Origin of the sequence: Salipaludibacillus agaradhaerens, from assembly GCF_002019735.1 — a bacterium.
GTDB classification, from domain to species: Bacteria; Bacillota; Bacilli; order Bacillales; family Salisediminibacteriaceae; genus Salipaludibacillus; species Salipaludibacillus agaradhaerens.
In genome coordinates this window covers 1,871,149-1,891,458 of the sequence record NZ_KV917378.1, presented here as the reverse complement: position 1 = coordinate 1,891,458, position 20,310 = coordinate 1,871,149, and the positions used below count along the sequence as shown (strand labels likewise).

The following is a 20,310-nucleotide window of genomic DNA, read 5'->3' as shown; positions in this document are numbered from 1 at the left end:
TGTAAGTCACTTAATCGAAGGAAATCTGGCACTCAAGGTACCTAACAAACAAAGGCTGTCGATCACATGATGATGTGAGGACAGCCTTTTCTTTACCGTTACTTCTTTTTAATCACAGCGGAAAAAGTTCGCTTATCTTTGTGCTCATTTAGTGACACTAACTCATTTCCGGTATTTTTACACCATGCGGTAACGTCGTTTGTAAATCCAGGATCAGAGACAGTTATGTTTACCGTTTGCTCAGACGAGAGGTCGTTAATCGCTTTATGGAGCTTCACAATCGGTCCTGGGCAAGCAAGCCCTACAGCGTCAATGAAAGTATCATGAACCGGTACATTCTCTCGTGATTGAATCGAGATGTTGCTTTTTTTATCGCTATCATCTTGAATATTTTCATTTTTGATAAAGCGATACGTTTTATAGCCACCACTTATATTGATGCTAGAGAAGCCATTTTCATTTAAGATACGCGTGGCAAGGTAGCCGCGTAAACCTACTTGACATGTTACATAGATCGGTTTGTCCTTTGGTAATGTATCTAGACGGTCACGCAGCTCATCTAACGGAATGTTGACAGCACCTGGAATACCGCCTAGTTTAATTTCCTGTGGATGTCTCACATCAATGAGGAAACCGCCCTCAGCGACAATTGAGTCAATGTCATAGGCGGAGACCACCTCTAGTTCGCCATCAACGATATGTGAAGCTACGTATCCGAGCATATTGACAGGATCTTTTGCTGACGAGTAAGGGGGTGCATAAGCCAATTCCAAATCAGGTAAGTCATAAACGGTTAACCCACCTTTAATAGCCGTGGCGATCACATCGATGCGCTTGTCAACGCCATCTCTTCCAACACCTTGGACCCCATAAATAACACCAGTGTTTGGATCGAAGGTCATTTTCATTGAGATCGGTGATCCTCCTGGATAATAACCAGCATGTGATACTGGATGAAGGTGAACGAATCGATAAGGGATATCTAATGATGATAGCGTTTTTTCGTTGTTTCCTGTAACAGCAACCGTAAGGTCAAATACTTTTGCAATGGCAGTCCCGAGTGTACCAGTATACGGTCTTTTATGACCATAAATAGCATCGGCAACAAGGCGTCCTTGACGATTAGCTGGCCAAGCAAGGGGAACCATCGTCGGTGTTTGGTGATTAAAATCGACGACTTCGATGGCATCCCCTATTGCGTAAATATGAGGGTCGTCAGTTTGCAAATAGTCATTCACTATAATCCCTCCCCTTTCACCAGTTAATAGTCTAGCTTGGACCGCTAACTCGTTTTCAGGGCGAACACCAATAGCTAAAATGGTGATATCACTTGTTAGCTCCTCGCCATTTTCAAGTGTGATAATCTGACCTTTTTCTGAAAAGTGTTTAACGCCATTATTTAAAATAAGTGATGCTTTTGTTCTAATGTGTTCGTGAACAATAGCAGCCATTTCGGGATCAAGCGGTGCCATCACTTGATTAGATTTTTCTACAATTGTAACTGTAAGCCCTTGCGCGTGAAGGTTTTCTGCCATTTCCAAACCGATGAAGCCACCGCCAATCACAGTGGCTTTTTGGGGCTTCTGATTATCAATCCACTGTTTAATCTTATCCATGTCCGGAATATTGCGTAATGTAAAGATATTATGAGCATCAGCTAATCCCTCGAAAGGTGGTACGATTGGTTTAGCTCCAGGTGAGAGAATGAGCTCGTCATAAGATTCCGTATACACGTCATCATTTGATAAATTGTGAATGGTAACTGTTTTCTCATCCCGATTAATCCGAGTCACTTCTGATAAATTACGAATATCTAGCCTAAACCGCTTGGACATCCCTTCTACTGTTTGTACGAGTAATTTTTCTCGGTCTTTAATGGTCCCGCCAATATAATAAGGTAATCCACAGTTAGCGAACGAAATATGTTCTCCTCTTTCAACTAATACGATGTGAGAACGTTCATCTAGTCGTCGAAGCCTTGCAGCAGCAGTAGCTCCACCTGCAACGCCTCCTACAATCACGATTTTTTTCGTCATCTTTATCTCCTCCATAATTGGTCGATTATACCCTTAAGGGTATAATAACGTATTAGGGGAACATTGTAAATATTCTATAAGCTAAGGAAGTGTCGGTTTTGTGAAAATAAAAAGTAAGGCTGCCATAATAAAGTGGCAACCGTTATCGTTGAAGCTTTTTGATTTTTTTCAATACGTCAGAATCTGTGTGAGGATAATTTTGTTTCATGTAGTCTTCAAAATGAGGTCCGTAAGTTAGGAGTGTTTTTTTAGTGCCAAAAGGTTTCCAAAATAGTTTGTTCAAGTAATATTCCCATTCTTCCACATCACCACTTAAACTATCTCCACGCTTATGACGGTGAGTGAGTTCTTCTAATTGTGTCCGGATCAGAGCGATGTTTATAAAATAAATAGCAAAAACGCCTGCTATCATAACTAAAAAGGTGATTAAAATTCCCATAAGAAAAGCCCCTCTAAATAGAATGTTTACAGCTATTATTTTATCACAGATAACCGTCCGTAAAGCACTATAAAGTGAAGAGCTAAATCTAGTTAAATGTGAGTTGACGGACGTTAATGTCCTGATTGAGGCAACTAACAATCAGCGGTAGAAGGATGACAAGCCCATTGATGCAAGTTTGTTTGTAAGTATAAAAATGGGGCATAGAAGCCGCTGACTAAAGAGGGCTGGACGGACAGATGGCATGTCCCAAAATGGTTATTAAATAAGAGCGTGAGAAATGAGCTGGTGCCATCAACCACCAGCTCGTTCTTCCTCATGATACGTCACTGTTTAATTTTCTGTTTTCCAATTGTTCACTTCTTTTTCTGCTTCTTCTTTTGACTTTCCATAACGTTCCTGAATTTTCCCAATGAGTTTATCTTTGCTACCGTCTACTTGCTTTAAATCATCGTCAGTGAGCTTTGCCCACTTTTTCTTGGTTTCACCAGTAAGCTGTTGCCATTTCCCTTTTAGCTGTTCTTGATTCATGTTGGATCACTCCCTTTATTTTATTAACGTGTTATGTCTCATATTCCACACGTCATTCCTGTTGAAACATGTAATGGTGGCTTTGTTATAATTTAATGAATAAGGTGATATGAAATGGAGTGATGATTGATGAAGAGAGAAACATATATAAAACTGGATGCTACTGATATAGCAGAATTAATTAGAAAAAAAGAAGTGGCCGCAGAGGAAATGGTGGCCCTTAGCTTTGAACAGCTAGAGAGGGTTAATCCCACATTAATGCAGTCGTCAATTCTAGATATGATATAGCTTTGAAGGAAAAACTGGTTTCGGGTGCTTTTACAGGGGTTCCTTTATTGCTTAAAAATATTTCGCAAGCAGTTGCCGGAGAACCACTTACTTCAGGGGCAAGCGTCATGTCAACTTATAAGGCTCATTATGATTCTCATTTTGTAAAGAAACTTCGTGAAAGTGGGATGGTCGTGATAGGCCACACTAATACCCCGGAATTTGGGCTGAAAAATATTACAGAACCTGTTCTACATGGGGTGACGAAAAATCCATGGAACACGAGTTATTCTCCAGGAGGATCAAGTGGCGGTTCTGCTGCTGCTGTGGCGGCGGGCATCGTTCCAGTGGCCGGTGCTAGTGATGGGGGCGGGTCCATACGCATTCCAGCTTCTTTTACGAGCTTGTTTGGCTTAAAGCCAACGAGGGGACGGACACCAGTAGGACCTGGAGTTGGACGACAATGGCAAGGGGCCGCCATTGATTTTGTCTTAACTCGCACGGTAAGAGATGGCGCGGCTATGCTTAAGCTTCTCCAAACCATTCAACCAGAAGCAGCTTTTCAAACCCCGTTATTGGACAAGAGTTGCTTCACGAAACAAAAGGAGCCATTATCGATTGGATTCTCTACGGCCTCCCCCGTTGGAACGCCAGTGTCTCAAGATGCTATTCAAGCGGTAGAAAAGACGGTGAACTGGCTTGCAAGAAAAGGGTATCACGTTGAAGAAGCTGTTCCAAAAATTAATGGGGAGGAGTTAATGAGACATTATTATTTAATGAATAGTGGTGAAATGGCCGGTGTCATGATGAAATTAGGAAAAAACATTACCTCCGATGATGTTGAATTGGAATCATGGATGCTAAGTGAAGCTGGACGCCACGTAAGTGCTGCAGAGTTTAGTCTAAGTTTACAGGCATGGGATACGGCAGCTGCAGTAATGGCTGATTTCCATCAACAATATGACATATACGTTACCCCGACAACCGCTTTTCCAGCGCCAAAAGTAGGTGAGTTAACATATTCGAAAGCAGAAGCAGCCCAGTTTAAAGACCGTTTAATGACTGAGGATAAACAAAAGCTAATATATGAGATGTTTTTACCGAGCTTAACATATTCCCCGTATACACAGTTAGCTAATTTGACGGGACAGCCGGCTATGTCTCTTCCTTTGCATGTCACTGCCAGCGGCCTTCCCCTCGGTGTTCAAATGATGGCGCAAAAAGGACGGGAAGACCAGTTACTACAACTTGCGTATTTATTAGAGGAAAGTGAGCTTTGGGTAAAGGCGGAGGCGGAAAAAATTAGATTTCAGCAATGATCTAAGGTAATTCAGCAATAACCCGCGAAAGTTAAGCACCACACGCTGAAAGTTCAGCAACAACTCGAAATTTTTCAGCAGTCTCGTCTGAATTCAGCAATAACTCACGAAAGTTAAGCAACAACTCGGAATTTTCAGCAGATCTGTCGTAAAATTCACCACCCATCCAAAAAAATTCAGCCCTCCCTTTGTTAGTTAAAACTTTTTTGTTAGTTATCTCGTTATTAGTTACAGACATGCCGGCATGAACTTCGTTATAAAGGATGGAAGATGAATGATTACAATTGAGAATCTAACTAAACGTTACCGTAAAGCAACGGTGTTAAATGACCTATCACTAACGATTGAAAAGGGGCTATTTGGTCTTCTCGGGCCTAATGGTGCAGGGAAGACAACATTAATGCGCATGATTGCGACGTTACTTCCCTTAACATCTGGAAACGTCGTGATCGATGGTGTTTCTTTAAAGGAAAATCCCCATGCTATTAGGGGGAAAATCGGTTACTTACCGCAGTATTTTAATATCTATCCTCAACTGAAAGGGCGGGAGTTTCTGAACTATGTAGCGGTGATGAAAGGAATAAACGATAAACAGGAGAGAATGACTGAAGTAAGCTCCCTCTTGAAAGCCGTTAATTTAGAAAATGTAGCGGATAGAAAATTGAAAACATATTCCGGCGGCATGAAACAGCGCATCGGTATCGCACAAGCATTAATCGGTAATCCGGAAGTGCTTATCGTGGATGAGCCAACAGCAGGTCTTGATCCAGAGGAGCGAGTGCGATTTCGAAATCTTCTCTCAGATATTAGTACAGAACGAGCTGTTATTCTGTCCACACATATCGTAGCTGATATTGAAAGCAGTTGCGATCAATTGGCTGTCTTAAATAAAGGTCAGCTCATGATGACTGGAAATGTAACGGATCTTATCGATTTTGCAGAAGGGAAAATGTGGGAAGTGACGGTCCATGAACGAGAAAAGCATTTGTTTAAAGAGGAACAAATCGTTGCTACAAGACGTGCTGGGAGCGATTTGTTTTTCAAAATCTTAAGCGAAGAGAAGCCATCTGAATATGCCACGCCAACAAATCCAACGTTAGAAGATGGGTATATGGCTCTAATCGGAGGGCAAGGGCATGTTTAAGTGGTGGACGACGTTAGCTCTAGAGTTGAAATTAATTTTTAAAAACCCTTTTTATTTAGTATTGCCTGTCTTATTTGCAGGTTGGATGTTTTGGTTGTTATCTATGCCTCGTGATTATGGGCCGCTTGACTTACTGACTCATACACAGGATTTTCACAAGCTTGCTCACACGATGACGCTCGGTGTTGCTTTTCTTTTAGGAACTCTATTAGTTAGACGGGATTTACAACTGACATCCTTTGAGTGGATGAAGACATTTCCGAAATCTCTCGCAGGAACCATAATAGCAAAATACACAGCAGGTATGCTGTATTTATCAACTTTTACGGTTGCTATGGCCGTTGTGTATATAAGCGTCGGAGTGTTTCAGCGTGAAGAAACATTTAATCAATTTGCACTTTACTTATTCAACGATATCATTCAATATGAGTTATCCTATGCCGTGACATTAAGTTTAGCCATGTTTTTAACAGCTATTATACCGCATCGTATTATTTATTTAATCGGCTTTTGCACATGGATGTTCGGCACCTTTTTTATGGATATATTTATAATTAGTCGCGGGGGGCTTTTTCCCTTAAAAACATTCCATTTAAATCAATTCTTTTTAGATTCACTCTTGTTAACGGAAGTGTGGGGGCTTCATTTCCTTTGGAAAGAAATATGGTTTTCGCGATTGTTTGTATTAGGTTTTACAATAATGTTGCTAATAGGTGTGATCACACTCTTAAAGGGACATGTATCTAAACGACAAAAAAATGGCTGGCGGATGGCAAGCAGTGTGTCTATTCTTTTAGCATTTCTCGCCTTCATGCCTTATGGATTCGTGTGGGCTGATCATTTAGCGCAAGTAGGTGTTGCCAAGTCAGAGGCTTATGAACTGGAAGAGTTGGAACAAGATTACCAGCTCATAGACGTTTTGTCTTATCAAATCGATATGCATCGTCGGCTTGATGATACCATTGAAGCGAGTGCTTTTGTAGAAGTTAATGCAGATTCGTTTTCAGACGAAGAAACGCTTTATTTCAGGTTAAATCCACTCTTAAATTTAGATGCGCTCACATGGGATAACGATCAGTTAGACTATGAGCAAGAGGGAAGTTTAATTACTATTCCATTAGATAATGGCATGGTTAATAGCGATAGGGTCACGTTACAATTTAGTTATTCTGGCCCTCTGACGATGTGGGGACATAGAAGCGGTAGAGAAAAGTATTTCAGTTTTTTAGATGGAGAAAATATATTCTTACCATCCGCAATTGCCTGGTATCCCCTCGCTGGAGATCAACCGTTATTTATAAAGATGGACAATGTGACAACATCTGAGGAGTACGATTTTGAAGGATCTCGGCACAGAGGTCGGGCTGATTATCATCTTTCATTGACCGGTTTTCAAGAGACTATTTTTGCGACGGCTCCCGAGGTGGAAACTGACAGAGGACAACAAGTTTTCTCTAAAGAAAACGGGACAGAAGTGTCGTTATACGGCGGGAATCTCACGAACTACGGGCGAGTTGGTGAAATGGAGGCGGTAGGCCCCCCATCAATGGATAAACGATATGAACCAATTTTAGCCAAATTCGATACTGTTAATAGCTATTTGAACGAGAATTTCCCGACAGAAACCCATATAGGAAAGATGGTTTTCTTCCTGCCAGGAGAATATATGAGAGGATACTTATATAATGGGGTGGAGGTTAATGATGATGTCTATACGATGAACAGCTATTATAACAATTACCCAGAGCTAGACGGCTGGTATGTGAGCGATTTAACTCAAAGCATTATTCATCATCATTTTTATGGTGACTACAACATGAATTGGCGATTTGGGTGGTCAAGTTTAGAAGGATTAGTGCCTGAATTTGCTTATATGGTTTTACTTCTCGACCATTATAAGATGACTGAAGCGGAATTGGTCGAAGAGTTGAGTATGCTAGGTATTTATGAATTTTTGATGAGTGATGACGATGATTATGACGAGAGTATACCGGAAGAATATGTTCAAGAGGAAATCTATATAAAAGAACAAGGAAGAAAAGTAATGAACGCTCTTAAAGAGGGACGAATAGACGAAGTAAAACGATTCCTTAATAATCTTTACGAAAAAGAAATTGAGCCACGTTCTGAACAGGGACTCCCTTCCCCAGAAATATCTCATGATGTATGGGAAGAGATTTGGGAGGAGGTGATGGTCGATGCTGAGTAAATGGCAGGAAGACTTAAAGGGCATGTGGGGGACATGGTTGTTTGTTATGCTAGGATGTTATGGTTTGTTTCTATCCTCGTTTGTGTTTGCAGATGGGGATTATCCGAGAGACTTATTTTATTTAAATGAACTGTTTATGATCCCCCTTGTAACGTTAATGACAGTACTTGTTTTTCAAAGGGAATTCGGTGGCTATTTCTCAGAGATTTTCGCCACGTTTCCTTTAAAAATGTGGGAAGTCATCGCTCGTAAGTTTACACAATTCATCGTCTTATTGATAGGTGTGCACCTTCTTTGGGTTGAAATATATAAACTTAAATTCGGCCTTCTACAAACGGTGACCTATGATTACTCGAACCATGAGATGATATATACAAAACTTAATTGGCTGGAGCTATTTTCTCAAAGTTTCCCTTCATATATTTTCGTCGCTGCAATGACAGTTCTAGGTCTCGTTTTTTCAAAAAAAGTATATGGAGGTCTTGGTGTAGGGTTCGGATTGTGGATGCTTGAAGTCTTGACAAATGGTGGTTTTTTAGGACGGTGGACATTGTTTAGTATTTATATTCCTGAAGAGATCCCATTTATTGAGAATCGAGTCAGTTTACTAGTAGCTGCTGTCGTATTAGTTGTCGTGAGTATTCTTTGGGCTGAAAGAAGAGCTAAATGGGTCGCAAGTGAGGATGTGTATTAAATGGTAGGGTGGAGAAAGGAGGATGGCTGATGGTATCAGATGATCAATTATTGTTATCGTATAAAGAGGGGAATGCTGGTGCTTTTGAAGCTTTTGTTCATCGGTACCACGGACCATTACTCGGATTTTTAATAAGGAAGCTAAATGATGTGTCAAAAGCAGAGGACATGACACAGGAAACGTTTATTAAGCTCATGTGGCAAGTGAAAAGTGGGGATATTCCTTCCCAAATAAAGCCGTGGGTCTATCGTGTGGCACTGAATTTATGCCGTGACCACTGGCGCAGTGCTGGTTATCGATCAGAGTATTGTAGAGATGAAATGCCGGATGCAGTAGCCCAGGATACGTCGGTCGTTGAGATATATGAAAAGCAAGAAACGAGAAAGCATATCATTGCCCAATTAGATCACCTATCAGATGTAAGAAAAAATATAATTATTTTAAGGTTTTATCAAGATTTAAAGTTAAAAGAAATTGCTGATGTCATGGATTTGCCTGTCAACACAGTTAAAACGCATTTATATAAAGGACTCAAGGAGTTAAAAAAATCTTTTGAACAAAAGAAAGGAGGAAGTGAACATGAACAACAATTCTTATGAATGTGATAAGGAGTTAGAAGAACTGGAGAATGAGTTGGAAGGGGTATTTAAAGCTTACCAAGTAAAAAAGCCCTCAAATGAGGAAACCGAATCTCTCATTCAACGATTGCAAAGTGTGGAAGATGCCTTGCCAGATCTGAATGTTGTCCCCTTTGAAAATGCTCAAGAACGCTTGAAGTTAACACATCACATTTGGATGCAAGCGAAAATGACTCGTTGGTACATGTGGCTTATTAGCTTCCTGTTTATTACCATGTTAACCTTAATGATGAGAGACCCTGTGAATAGGTTGAGTGATTATTTGTTAAATCCTTTAGCGCAATTTTTACCGTTACTTGTAGGAGCAGGGGTTTTTTATACAATTAAAACATGGAATAAAGAAATGCGAATGGTTGAGATGATAACGCCTTTTCCTCCTACATTATTACTATTTAGTAAACTGTTTGTCTTGCTAAGCATACAATTGATGTTTGCCCTGGGAGGGTCCATCTATTTATGGCTGACATTAGAACATCTTATGTTTGTTCCGTTTATGTTAAGCTGGCTCGCCCCACTCGTTTTTATTACAGGAGCGTTTGTTGTTTTTGTGGCATGGTTAGGGTCGATTAAGGGCGTGATTATAGGAAGCGCATGTCTCATGCTGCTAATGACCAATTTTCATTCGTTGATCAGTATGGCAACAAGCGAATCTGAAATGAATTATTACGGTGCACTGCTCATTATATTAGGGTGTGGCGTAGTGATGCTCGCAGGGAGTTATTTAAAAGGAAAGCAATATGATAATACGGATGTGCGAGCGTACAATAGGAGTTGACGACTAACGTGATTGAAGTGCAACGATTAGAAAAAAAGAGAAAAGAGTTTCATTTGAGAATCGACGAGTTAGTGTTGAATAAAGGAATGACACTTATTGTAGGAAGAAATGGCGCTGGAAAATCAACTTTTTTGCAACTATTAGCAACTGCTATGACGCCTGGTAGTGGAAAGATCACATATGCTGGTGTGTCAGGTGACTATTTAGCACGTGTTCGCAGGGAAATTGGTTTTTTGCCAACTGAAATAGAATTATATCCAGACATGAAGGTCGGCAACTTTATGTCTTATATGGGAAGAATGAAAGCATTACGTCATCCTGATAGAGCGAGTCAAGAGGTATTGCAAGTACTTAACCTCAAAGAGGATAGTCAAAGAAAAATTGGCCTTTTATCAGAAGGAGGAAAACAGCGGGTGGCGTTAGGGCAGGCCATGTTAGGCATGCCCTACTTTTTATTTCTTGACGAACCGCTAAATGGTCTTGACACGAGAGAGAAAAAGTCTCTGGTAAATTGGATAGGCTCACATTACACAGAACAACGGCAAGCCGTCGTTATTTCCCACGACTTGAACGAATGGGAGAGGGTATGTGATTATGTGTTATGGATTGATAACGGGCGTCCTGTATTTTATGGAAGCGTCACACAATGGAAGTATGTGACTGAGGGGGCTGTGTGGCAAGGACCTGCTACAGACAAAGAAAAGTATGCTTTATCAGGAGAGGATATTTTATCTATTAACCAGAGATATATTAGAATAATAGCGGACACACCTCCTAATCAGCATTTTAAACGTTGTCCTCTTACATTAGAGGATGCCTATTTTTTAAGACTGCGATATAAAGATCACATGATGTCAAACAATCATTAACTGTTTTAATCAGTTGCAGGGCTCATCACATAAGGATCAACCTTATGTGATGAGCCCTATTACAATTTATCCCACACTTAAGGGGCAGTAAAACCCCACCGCAAAACTTAAGAAGATCGAAAAGTTAAGGTGGGGGATAAACTGCCCCTAAAGGTCCGATAAGTTAAACTAACAATCAGTGGGGATGAAGGAAAACCCCCACTGATTGAAGTTTAGCTTTATAACAGAAACCGTCCGTAAAACGCCCACTTTTATTTTATGCCACGATCTGTTGTAGTAAAGCGACACGATGATAAGTAGCAGCACCGTTGAGACAAATTTAAGATATCTCCTTCTTTGAAACCACGTAAATTGATTGTATTTTTAGGAAAAATCACTGCTGAATGAGAAAGTAGAATGGGAGGGGTATGAGAATAAGGCTTCAATCTTTTTATGCAACATATAATTCTATGTTCCTTATCTAAAAACACCACATCAATAGAGAAAAACATAAAAAAGGTGTGTATAGATTGACAAGGAATAAGCCAAATCGCTTGATTTCGTCTTATGCGTCTCTTGAATCGCCACGCCTGATATCTTGTTCTATAAGTAGTCGCTTTAATGACGATCAGAGAGGACGTATAAAAGGTGTGATAGTTAAAAACAGGCTTTTTCACGACGCTTTTCTCCTTCACTCTTTATCTCGATTGTCGTTTTTGTTCTTAATAAGGAATATTATAAACAGACCTCACAAGGTGATTAATAACAACATAAGTTCATTTTAAAGAACAAAAACGTAAAAAACAACATAATAACTAGATAAGAAATAAATTTAATACCAAAATTAGGTCTTTACAAGTTCTTTATAAAGAACTATACTAAGTGAAAGAGAATGTTCTATTTTAAGAACAAATGACGGGTGTTAACAATTTGAAAAGGGGTGCGACGATGGCTTTAAGAAAAAGAAATGCAGTTGTAACGAGACGACCTAAATTAATTCCTCTCAGGCCGCTGAAAACTGAAAGAAAATTGATGACTTTACAAGTAAATGACGCTTACTTAGCGGATAGGCAAGAAAGTAAATTGCCCACAGATGCAGATGACTCATTTTATGGTATCTTAGCACCCCTATTAAACAAAGAAGAAGTGACTGACATTACAATTTTCGGCTCAGAACAGATCTATTATATGAAAGGTGAACGACCTGTTAGAAGTCAGTTATCATTTAACAATGATAAAGAAGTAGTCGCTTATATTGAAAATCTGGCCATGTTATCAGGCAAAGAAAGAGATAAAGAATCGCCTGTTATGGAATGGCATTTACCAGACGGCAATAGAGCCATTGCCATTCTGCCGCCCTTTAGTTTTAAAGGTCCAGTGCTACGTATACGAAAAAATAAACAAAGGCAAGCGACAGGCGATGATTTACTTGATGAGGGTATGATTAATGAAGGCTCATTACACTATCTTCAATCAGCTATTTCTTGTGGCAAGTCACTCCTTATTACTGGTGAAAAAAGAACAGGCAAAACGATGTTATTGAACGCCTTAGCAACATCGATTCCTGATGAGGAAGAAATTGTGACGATCGAAGAAGATGCAGAACTTTCTTTAAGACAGTCCCGGGTCATGTCACTTGGCAGCCCTTTTAATGCAAAAGTGTTAGAGGCAGCTTTTAAGATGGTACCGAACCGATTAATTGTTGACGGAGGCAGGCCGGCAGATATTTTTGAAATGCTTTGCCAGAGTAAAAACCATGCTGTAAGTTTTTTAGGGACTGTTGAATCGACTTCACCTGAAGAGTCTTTAGAGAAGCTCGAAGCTGCAGCTGCATGGTTATATTCCGGTTGGTCCATGCAGCTCATAAGAAAAGAAATAACGAAGTCAATTGATCTCATTGTGCATGTTACTCAGCTGGATAGCGGGAAAACAGTCGTTTCACGAGTAGCTAAGGTTGCAGACCTTCAAGGGACCAAGATAGCGTTGCAAGATTTATTCAAACTAACATAACTTTGAAGGCGGGTTTTCCGCCTTCTTTTTCGTTTTAATGCCAACATACGTGGCTCCATATGAGGGTCGTGTTAGTGTCTCAATTGTTAGTGCTGGAAGAAACGACGGCAGCACTACTTATCATAGCAGCCATCATGGCTGTTTGTTGTGCCTGAATAATCGTTTCCATCGTCGTATAAAAACCTGTTTGAGGAAGGGTGTTTTCGGTGACTTTCTGTCTGGCAACAAAGTTAACAGCTAATAAACCATTAATATCTTTGTGCCATTTAAATGTTTTTTTACGATTAAGTGTTTCACTGAGAGAGTGAACAAGCTCAAGATCAACCTGGGATGCATTTATTATAGTTAATAAAGATAGCTCAGGATAGTGCATAGGTTTAATTTTAAAGCCTAACTTTTCTAATCTATCTAAGATCGTTAATGAATTAGTTATATGTGTATTAGAAGCTGCTGTTTGATCTAACGACAAAATGTGACTCATAAATTGTAAATCGTTCCCTTTGCGAAAACCTTGTTGATGAAGTTTCAAGTAATAATCTTCAACCCTGTTCATAAGTGTCTCGGTATCTTCGTTCAATTCAGCTAAAAGAACGGCGAGTGGGTAATCATTATCAGATGTAATAAACGGGTGATTTACTTTCATCGCTTTATAAATGTACAAGGCTCTCTCAATGATAGCTTCAGGAGTGTTACTCGAATCTGTATCAGTTAGGACAATGAGTGCAGAAAGATACGTGAATGTCCCCCTTTTGAATCCTCCCTTTACAAACGCCTCATAAATCTGAACTAATTTTTTATACTGAATATGTGGTTCCTCAAATCGTTGATCTAAGAGAGAAGCAATCGTAAAACGAGGATAGGACCTCATTGGAGAAAATAAACTGGCTTCTTTTTTTATAACGTTTGTTAGTTGTTCATATCTATTCAAATCAAATCTTTTATCACTAGCAGCGTATGAACCTGCAACCATCATGAATAATTTTTTGTCCTGCCAACGGAAATTCCTATGTAGCTGGCTATAAATCTCTTCATATAAGTCGAGTGTTTCGTTCACCTCCGACGAGCTCATGACAAACATCTCCTTTAACATGATTTTAGGGTTATCACCCACTTCAATACTTGACTTACGAAAAAGAAAGGTAAAAAGTTTCAATTCGTTGCAACCTCATTCTAAGCAGCGCTATCTCATGATGGCTTAAGAAAGATGTATATCTTTACTGAGATGAGAAGTTTTGAACAATGGTGGTAATAAGCAGTTTAATTGAGATTCATTTATCAGGTTGTTATAATTCATATGGTATAAAATGAAAAAGGAGTGACTATCACATGAGTACCTCACAGGATATGGGACTATTTCAAACGATCCAAGAACGCCATTCGGTGAAGAAATATGAAAAGGGTTTTGTTATTCCGGAACAAGATGTGACGGAAATGCTAGAGGCAGCGATTGAAGCCCCATCATCATGGAATTTACAACACTGGAAGTTCGTTGTGATCGATGACCAAGCTAAAAAAGAGCAATTATTACCTATCACCTATAACCAAAAGCAAATCGTGGAAAGTTCTTTTACGGTTGCGATTCTCGGTGACTTAAAAGCTAATGAAAATGCTGAAGTCATTTATGAAAATGCCGTAAATAAAGGGCTTATGGCCGAAGATATAAAAAATACGCTTGTTGGTCAAATTCACAGTGCCTACGAAGGGGATACACCATTTCCACGAGATGAAGCAGTATTAAATGCGTCATTGGCAGCGATGCAGCTCATGCTAGCCGCTAAAGCAAAAGGCTATGACACGTGTCCTATGGGTGGGTTCCAACGAAGTCGCTTCGTGGAAGAATTTAATGTACCAGAACGTTACGTACCTGTTATGTTAGTAACGGTTGGAAAAGCAGCTGAACCAGCTAGACCATCTGAAAGATTTCCTTTAGAAGACGTGGTCATAAAAAATACTTTTTAACGTGTTAAAATAGAGCGGGGCTCCCTCATAAGATGTGATTATCTTATGGGAGAGCTCCGTTTTGCTTTATAAAAAGAGTGCTTTGATGACTGAAGTCATACGAATAAAACGAATCTTCAACCAGTGAGAGTTTTCGTTCTTCTCTCACTGATTGTTCGTTGAGTCAACCTGACATTAGCGTCCTTTAATTAGAGTTACTCGTCTCTCCCTTTTGAGGGAGAAGTTTATGAACGTTTGTCTGTGATAAAATGAAAAAGAGTTTTGGATGTTTAATAGTGGTATCGCTCGTGTTTAGAATAAAAATATCTCTTCAAGGGAAAACTAGCAGAAAAAGTATTAGTGGGTAGACATCTACTCGCCTTCCTCAAGAGTATGTATCAACGGTCCACATCGTCTCCAAACAACCTTGAGGTCTCTGATTTTTTCACCGCTGCGTGAAGTGGAAGGTATTTTCCACTGATAAATTCGAATTATAAATTAATGCCATTTAGGATTCATAGACTGTCATGATGGACGCCGAAAAGTAACTGATATTTAACACATAGTTATTTTCTAAAAGATAAGTGTCCATGATATGATAGAACTGTAGATTCATACGGATGAATCTTTCACAATTTATCAAGGGGGTTAACTCATTGAGACAACGTACGGAAGCTACCATTGTCAAGCATCCGACTGTTTATAGATTAATAGAAAATATTGAAAAAGTGGTCGTAGGTAAAAGCCGAGAAATTGAATTAAGCCTAGTGGCATTACTAAGTGGCGGACACGTGCTACTTGAAGATGTCCCTGGTGTAGGGAAAACAATGATGGTACGAGCTTTAGCTAAATCAGTTGGCGCTGATTATAAGCGAATTCAATTCACACCTGATTTACTGCCATCTGATGTTACTGGTGTCTCAGTCTTTAGCCAAAAAACGATGGAATTTCACTTCCGTCCAGGACCAGTCATGTCTAATATCGTGCTAGCTGATGAAATAAACCGAACATCGCCAAAGACACAGGCCGCATTGCTGGAAGCACTAGAAGAAGGCAGTGTGACAACAGATGGTGAAACGCGAGAGCTTCAACAACCATTTATGGTAATGGCGACACAAAACCCTATTGAATACGGAGGCACGTACCCTCTTCCGGAAGCACAACTAGATAGATTTTTGTTCAAATTTAAAATAGGCTATCCATCGAAGGAAGAGGAGTTAGAAGTATTAACGCGCGTTGAAAGTCATCATCCCATTTCGGACATTCAGCCTGTATTGAGCCTTGAAGATGTTTTAACTATGAAACATGAAACTAAGAAAGTCGTTGTGAACAACACGGTTAAACAATACATTATCGCTATCGTGAATGCTACGCGTGAGCACGGTTCTGTTTATTTAGGAGCAAGTCCTCGGGCATCGATTGCCTTAATGAAAGCTGGACAAGCTTTTGCGTACATGCAGAATCGAGAGTTTGTCATTCCTGATGATATCAAATATTTAGCCCCATATGCGTTACAGCATCGCGTGATTTTAAACTCAGAAGCGAAGCTATCTAGTATGACGAACGAAAGAATAATCTATGAAGTCGTCAATCAAGTCCACGTGCCAGGCGGAAAAGAAATAGCACGATGAAGGCGTCTCTTAAAAATAAACACAAGGTCTTTGGAAAAATGAGATGGCTTGTCTCAAGGTTTATAAAGGGCTTACTTATTGCAGGTGTATGTGGCTCTCTTTTCAGCTATGCGATGTTTCAAGGTGGGTTTGTCAGCTGGTTTCTATTTTATAGTATTAGTAGTCTTGTCATCTTGCTCCTTTTATATGTGATCATTCCCCTCGGGCGATTTCACGTTACGAGAGAATTTGGAGATGACGTAATTACAGCCGGAAAAGATGTTTCTGTGGTGGTGACTGTAACGAGAAAGTGGCCTTTTCCATTTCTATATTTAGGGGTGGAAGATACGATGGAAGGTAAGCTTAAAAAGCAAATGGGACACACCAGCTCAAAGCGGATTGTTTATCCATTGTTTAGAAAAGAGTTAAAGATTCACTATACCATTCCCGCTGTTAAACGTGGCGATTATCGCTTCTTTGGGATTCACCTTTCAACGAGTGATATGTTTGGGTTGTTTCATAAACATGTCTTTCTGGCAGCCCCATCAGACCTTCTCGTTTCCCCGAATTATTATGATATTGCTCAGTGGCATGCTTACGAGAAACATGAAACAGAAACGCATGCAGCATCGCGAGAATTTATTGACAATATGACGTCCATTTCAGGGGCACGCGAATACGTGCCAGGGGATAAATTAACGAGTATAGATTGGAAAGTCACAGCCAGAACGAATAAACTTATGACGAAAGAATTTGAAGACTATATTGGTCAACATTTTGTTGTCATATTTAATAATGTCATTCCCGATACCGATTATGCCACAATCGATGCTTATGAAAGAGGGATCGAATTTGTCACTTCTATTATCATGTTTGCTCATACAAAGGGTGTGCAGTCTGCTTTGTGGACGTTAGGGAAGCAAAGTCGCTTTTATCCTTCTGATACGAGCGATGACCATAAGAATCAGCTCATGACTCACTTAGCACAACTAACATATGAAACACATGAAGAGTCAACTGCTAATTCAGCCAATAGAGACGAGCATATCCCATCCGGTGCATCTATTATTATGGTGTCAACTGAACTGACAAAGAGTCTATTAGATAGAGTGAAGCTATTAACTTCACGCCGGATTCAAGTCAGCGTTGCTTTCTTAGTCAATAGAGAAAAAAGAGCGTTGAAAGACGAGGGGATCATCAAAGAAATAAAGCAATCTGGAGCCGACGTGATGGTCCTTTCAGAAGAAAAGTTTAAAGAGCGTATGGCAACATTTGAGGGGGTTTAAATGGCAAGAATAACTCAAAACCCGATAGCAACAGCAACCCATTTAGTCATTTATATTCTAACCCTTTTAGTTATGTGGGAATGGTTAAGGCCTATCCCGACGATAACGAATACAGGGGAGATTCATATATTTGTATGGTTCACCTTTTTAAGCGCTGCTCTTATTTACTTGAGAGTCCCCTATTGGATCATTGTACCTGTCCTTTTTATTGTCATGCTTTATGGACTTCATATCATTTATTATGAAGGTGTCTTTTTTAGTGTGGAGGGCGGTCTTAGCACGGCCAAATTATTTTTTGAAGATGTTACGTATAATGTTGGGCTCATTATTTCTAGGGACTTTGCGTTCTTAACAGATCCGTTCAGAACCTTTTTGCTATTTTTTCTACTAGCATTAATTTGCTATTTATTGTACTTCTGGATCTTTCATGCAAGGCGAATCTTTTTCTTTTTAGTGACGACCGTTATTTATATCGCGGTATTAGACACGTTTACAGATGTTGATGCCTCTGCTGCTATCGTGCGCATTGTCGTTCTAGGATTCTTTATGTTAACCTTTTTGCAGCTTTTGAAAGTGAAGGAAGAAGAACAAAAGACAGGCAAGCGATCAGGCCGTTATTTATCACCGGTTTGGGTGATGACACTTGTAGTGATGATCTCGGTTGCCACAGTGATTGGTTTAGTCGCTCCTAAGCCAGAACCACAATGGGGAGACCCAGTCCCGACTATGCGAGAATTTGTTACTGGAGAACGTCATGGTAACACAGGGAATAGACGGGTAGGATATGGAGAAAATGATGAACAGCTTGGTGGTGGCTTTGTACAAGATGATTCGGTCGTTTTTACGGCTGAAATAGATGAGCCTGTATATTGGCGTGGAGAATCAAAATATGACTATACGGGACATGGATGGACAGCAGACACAGCGTATAACGACATGGATTTGGAGAGCAGTACCCCTTATGGCATGTATGAAGCTCGCACACTCATAGAAAGTAAAGAAGCGTCTGTACGAATGGAAGAGGGAACAGGATTTTCTCATATTTTTTATCCCGGTCAACTTCATCACGTGGATGAAAACAGTTTGTCTATCACAGGAGATGGTAGTGAAGCGAGTGTGAATGACATCAGCTTTTCGGTAGATACGGTTGGTGGACGGATTAGAGCAGAAAGTTCCGTGTATGATGACATCATATTTACCCAATATGACCTTGCTTATGACGCACCGACTTTTACTATTGACACTTTACGAGATGTTTCGGAGAATGATCCTGAAGAGATACAACAACGTTATTTGCAGCTTCCAGATGAGTTGCCTGAGCGTGTGGGCCAACTGGCAGAGGATATAACGGCAGAGGAAGATACCCGATATGACAAAGTCGTTGCTATTGAACAGTATTTTTCTCAGAGTGGATTTACGTATCAAACAGAAGACGTGCCTATTCCTGAAGATGGTCAAGATTATGTGGATCAATTTTTATTTGAAACCCAACGAGGCTATTGCGATAATTATTCAACGTCGATGGCCGTTTTATTAAGAACATTGGATATCCCTACACGCTGGGTAAAGGGATTTACTGCCGGAGAGCAGGTAAGTGTAGTAGATGAAGACACCTACCTATACGAAGTGACGAACGGAAATGCTCATTCATGGGTTGAAGTTTATTTCCCTGAAGTTGGCTGGGTACCATTTGAACCGACGCAAGGCTTCGATAATTATGCTGATTTTGAGGAAGAGCAATCAGAACTTGACCGCGATTTTGAACTGAACTTAGAAAATGGAAGAGACGAGAACGATGAGAGTGATCGAGAAGATGATCAAGAAAATGTGACGCCTGAATTGGAAGAAGGAGCGGAAGAAGGTCCAACCGCTTCTGAAAATGCTCGCGATAACGATGGCATCTTACGTGATCTGTTGTCACCAAAATCAATCATCATCTCACTGATCTTACTTTTGGCTGTAGCTGGTGTGTATCGGAAACAGACACAACTGCAAAATTGGTATTTCCTTTTCGCTTATCGTGTGAGAGGAAAGCATGTTAAGTTTGACGAGGCATATACACGATTGTTAACGATGTTAGCGAATGAAGGTGTCCCACAAGAAGCTGGGGAAACATTACGTGAATATGCTGTAAGAGTGGACAGGCTAATTGGTTCTCAGTCTATGACGAAGCTAACCGAAGCCTATGAAAAAATTTATTACGGTGGCTATAAGGCGGAAGGAACATGGGTAGCGCTTCAAACGGAATGGGAAGAGGTTGTTAAAGCGATCTCCTCTTGACCCCGTTTCATCCTATTGTTAAAATAGATCAGTATTTACTTACTGACAGAAGTGCCGGATTTACAAACATACCCAAACATTTAATAGTAGTGCCGATTAGTGAATGTTTGGTTTATACATGGTTATTGCCTCATATATCCTTGAGAATAAGGCTCAAGAGTCTCTACCGGGCTGCCGTTAACGGCCTGACTATGAAGGCGGACATTTCTTAGTTTTAAGCTGGAAATTCTGCCTTCGTATTTTTTTACGAAGGCACACATTTCAGCTTTTTTTATATGTCAAAGAC

General features: G+C 40.1%; 16 protein-coding genes, 1 pseudogene and 1 riboswitch. Of the genes and pseudogenes, 12 read left to right on the top strand and 5 right to left on the bottom strand.

The genetic code is table 11. The features are described 5' to 3' along the window. Positions 1-98 precede the first annotated feature (98 nt). From BK581_RS08970 to BK581_RS08960, 3 genes are all read right to left on the bottom strand, one after another. Positions 99-2,036: a CoA-disulfide reductase gene (locus BK581_RS08970; protein ID WP_078577849.1), complete on the bottom strand. Its 1,938-nt coding sequence runs from the start codon at positions 2,034-2,036 to the stop codon at positions 99-101. A 142-nt stretch (positions 2,037-2,178) separates the two neighbouring features. Next, positions 2,179-2,475: a hypothetical protein gene (locus BK581_RS08965; RefSeq protein ID WP_078577848.1), complete on the bottom strand. Its 297-nt coding sequence runs from the start codon at positions 2,473-2,475 to the stop codon at positions 2,179-2,181. A gap of 333 nt (positions 2,476-2,808) precedes the next feature. Next, complete coding sequence (locus BK581_RS08960; RefSeq protein ID WP_078577847.1) at positions 2,809-3,006, bottom strand: CsbD family protein; 198 nt, start codon at positions 3,004-3,006, stop codon at positions 2,809-2,811. A gap of 129 nt (positions 3,007-3,135) precedes the next feature. On the opposite strand from BK581_RS08960, the pseudogene BK581_RS08955 reads away from it, so the two are divergent. The 7 genes and pseudogenes from BK581_RS08955 to BK581_RS08925 all read left to right on the top strand — a co-directional run bounded on the left by BK581_RS08955 (position 3,136) and on the right by BK581_RS08925 (position 10,921). Further along, a pseudogene (locus BK581_RS08955) lies at positions 3,136-4,592 on the top strand (amidase family protein). Positions 4,593-4,866: 274 nt separating this feature from the next. After that, positions 4,867-5,736, top strand: a complete 870-nt coding sequence (locus BK581_RS08950; protein WP_078577846.1) for an ABC transporter ATP-binding protein — start codon at positions 4,867-4,869, stop codon at positions 5,734-5,736. Beyond that, positions 5,729-7,945 (top strand): ABC transporter permease, encoded by a 2,217-nt coding sequence (locus BK581_RS08945; RefSeq protein WP_078577845.1) that lies wholly within the window; start codon positions 5,729-5,731, stop codon positions 7,943-7,945. Before BK581_RS08950 ends, BK581_RS08945 begins: the two co-directional genes overlap by 8 nt. Continuing rightward, positions 7,935-8,639, top strand: coding sequence for a hypothetical protein (locus BK581_RS08940; protein ID WP_078577844.1), 705 nt, complete (start codon positions 7,935-7,937; stop codon positions 8,637-8,639). Before BK581_RS08945 ends, BK581_RS08940 begins: the two co-directional genes overlap by 11 nt. 29 nt (positions 8,640-8,668) lie before the next feature. After that, positions 8,669-9,238, top strand: a complete 570-nt coding sequence (locus tag BK581_RS08935; protein ID WP_078577843.1) for an RNA polymerase sigma factor — start codon at positions 8,669-8,671, stop codon at positions 9,236-9,238. Next, positions 9,219-10,052, top strand: coding sequence for a hypothetical protein (locus tag BK581_RS08930; RefSeq protein WP_078577842.1), 834 nt, complete (start codon positions 9,219-9,221; stop codon positions 10,050-10,052). The genes BK581_RS08935 and BK581_RS08930 overlap by 20 nt, the downstream gene beginning before the upstream one ends. Positions 10,053-10,060: 8 nt before the next feature. Then, a complete protein-coding gene (locus BK581_RS08925; protein WP_078577841.1) occupies positions 10,061-10,921 on the top strand; it encodes an ATP-binding cassette domain-containing protein in 861 nt (286 codons plus the stop codon). A gap of 251 nt (positions 10,922-11,172) precedes the next feature. On the opposite strand, the gene BK581_RS20565 is transcribed toward BK581_RS08925, so the two are convergent. Further along, complete coding sequence (locus BK581_RS20565; RefSeq protein ID WP_169837630.1) at positions 11,173-11,577, bottom strand: DUF192 domain-containing protein; 405 nt, start codon at positions 11,575-11,577, stop codon at positions 11,173-11,175. Between the two features lie 271 nt (positions 11,578-11,848). On the opposite strand from BK581_RS20565, the gene BK581_RS08915 reads away from it, so the two are divergent. After that, entirely contained in the window at positions 11,849-12,910 is a 1,062-nt protein-coding gene (locus BK581_RS08915) for an ATPase, T2SS/T4P/T4SS family (RefSeq protein WP_169837628.1), read from the top strand. A 79-nt stretch (positions 12,911-12,989) separates the two neighbouring features. On the opposite strand, the gene BK581_RS08910 is transcribed toward BK581_RS08915, so the two are convergent. Beyond that, the gene (locus BK581_RS08910; RefSeq protein ID WP_169837626.1) at positions 12,990-13,979 is read right to left on the bottom strand and encodes a DUF4003 family protein; all 990 of its coding nucleotides are present in this window, start codon (positions 13,977-13,979) and stop codon (positions 12,990-12,992) included. Positions 13,980-14,236: 257 nt separating this feature from the next. Here BK581_RS08910 and BK581_RS08905 point away from each other — a divergent pair, with 257 nt between their 5' ends. From BK581_RS08905 to BK581_RS08890, 4 genes are all read left to right on the top strand, one after another. Continuing rightward, complete coding sequence (locus BK581_RS08905; protein WP_078577837.1) at positions 14,237-14,869, top strand: nitroreductase family protein; 633 nt, start codon at positions 14,237-14,239, stop codon at positions 14,867-14,869. Positions 14,870-15,504: 635 nt separating this feature from the next. Beyond that, positions 15,505-16,479 carry an AAA family ATPase gene (locus BK581_RS08900; protein WP_245828980.1) on the top strand — a complete coding sequence of 325 codons (975 nt, stop codon included), beginning with the start codon at positions 15,505-15,507 and terminating at the stop codon, positions 16,477-16,479. A gap of 38 nt (positions 16,480-16,517) precedes the next feature. Then, positions 16,518-17,744, top strand: a complete 1,227-nt coding sequence (locus BK581_RS08895) for a DUF58 domain-containing protein (protein ID WP_169837625.1) — start codon at positions 16,518-16,520, stop codon at positions 17,742-17,744. Then, positions 17,745-20,024 carry a transglutaminase TgpA family protein gene (locus BK581_RS08890; RefSeq protein WP_078577834.1) on the top strand — a complete coding sequence of 760 codons (2,280 nt, stop codon included), beginning with the start codon at positions 17,745-17,747 and terminating at the stop codon, positions 20,022-20,024. It begins immediately after the preceding gene. A 110-nt stretch (positions 20,025-20,134) separates the two neighbouring features. After that, positions 20,135-20,237, top strand: a riboswitch (purine riboswitch). The last annotated feature ends 73 nt before the right edge of the window (positions 20,238-20,310 follow it).

What these genes read in the sequence shown, in the direction of transcription:
- BK581_RS08970 (WP_078577849.1), bottom strand. Translation starts at nt 2,036, where the DNA reads ATGACGAAAAAAATCGTGATTGTAGGAGGCGTTGCAGGTGGAGCTACT.
- BK581_RS08965 (WP_078577848.1), bottom strand. Translation starts at nt 2,475, where the DNA reads ATGGGAATTTTAATCACCTTTTTAGTTATGATAGCAGGCGTTTTTGCT.
- BK581_RS08960 (WP_078577847.1), bottom strand. Translation starts at nt 3,006, where the DNA reads ATGAATCAAGAACAGCTAAAAGGGAAATGGCAACAGCTTACTGGTGAA.
- BK581_RS08950 (WP_078577846.1), top strand. Translation starts at nt 4,867, where the DNA reads ATGATTACAATTGAGAATCTAACTAAACGTTACCGTAAAGCAACGGTG.
- BK581_RS08945 (WP_078577845.1), top strand. Translation starts at nt 5,729, where the DNA reads ATGTTTAAGTGGTGGACGACGTTAGCTCTAGAGTTGAAATTAATTTTT.
- BK581_RS08940 (WP_078577844.1), top strand. Translation starts at nt 7,935, where the DNA reads ATGCTGAGTAAATGGCAGGAAGACTTAAAGGGCATGTGGGGGACATGG.
- BK581_RS08935 (WP_078577843.1), top strand. Translation starts at nt 8,669, where the DNA reads ATGGTATCAGATGATCAATTATTGTTATCGTATAAAGAGGGGAATGCT.
- BK581_RS08930 (WP_078577842.1), top strand. Translation starts at nt 9,219, where the DNA reads ATGAACAACAATTCTTATGAATGTGATAAGGAGTTAGAAGAACTGGAG.
- BK581_RS08915 (WP_169837628.1), top strand. Translation starts at nt 11,849, where the DNA reads ATGGCTTTAAGAAAAAGAAATGCAGTTGTAACGAGACGACCTAAATTA.
- BK581_RS08910 (WP_169837626.1), bottom strand. Translation starts at nt 13,979, where the DNA reads ATGAGCTCGTCGGAGGTGAACGAAACACTCGACTTATATGAAGAGATT.
- BK581_RS08905 (WP_078577837.1), top strand. Translation starts at nt 14,237, where the DNA reads ATGAGTACCTCACAGGATATGGGACTATTTCAAACGATCCAAGAACGC.
- BK581_RS08895 (WP_169837625.1), top strand. Translation starts at nt 16,518, where the DNA reads ATGAGATGGCTTGTCTCAAGGTTTATAAAGGGCTTACTTATTGCAGGT.
- BK581_RS08890 (WP_078577834.1), top strand. Translation starts at nt 17,745, where the DNA reads ATGGCAAGAATAACTCAAAACCCGATAGCAACAGCAACCCATTTAGTC.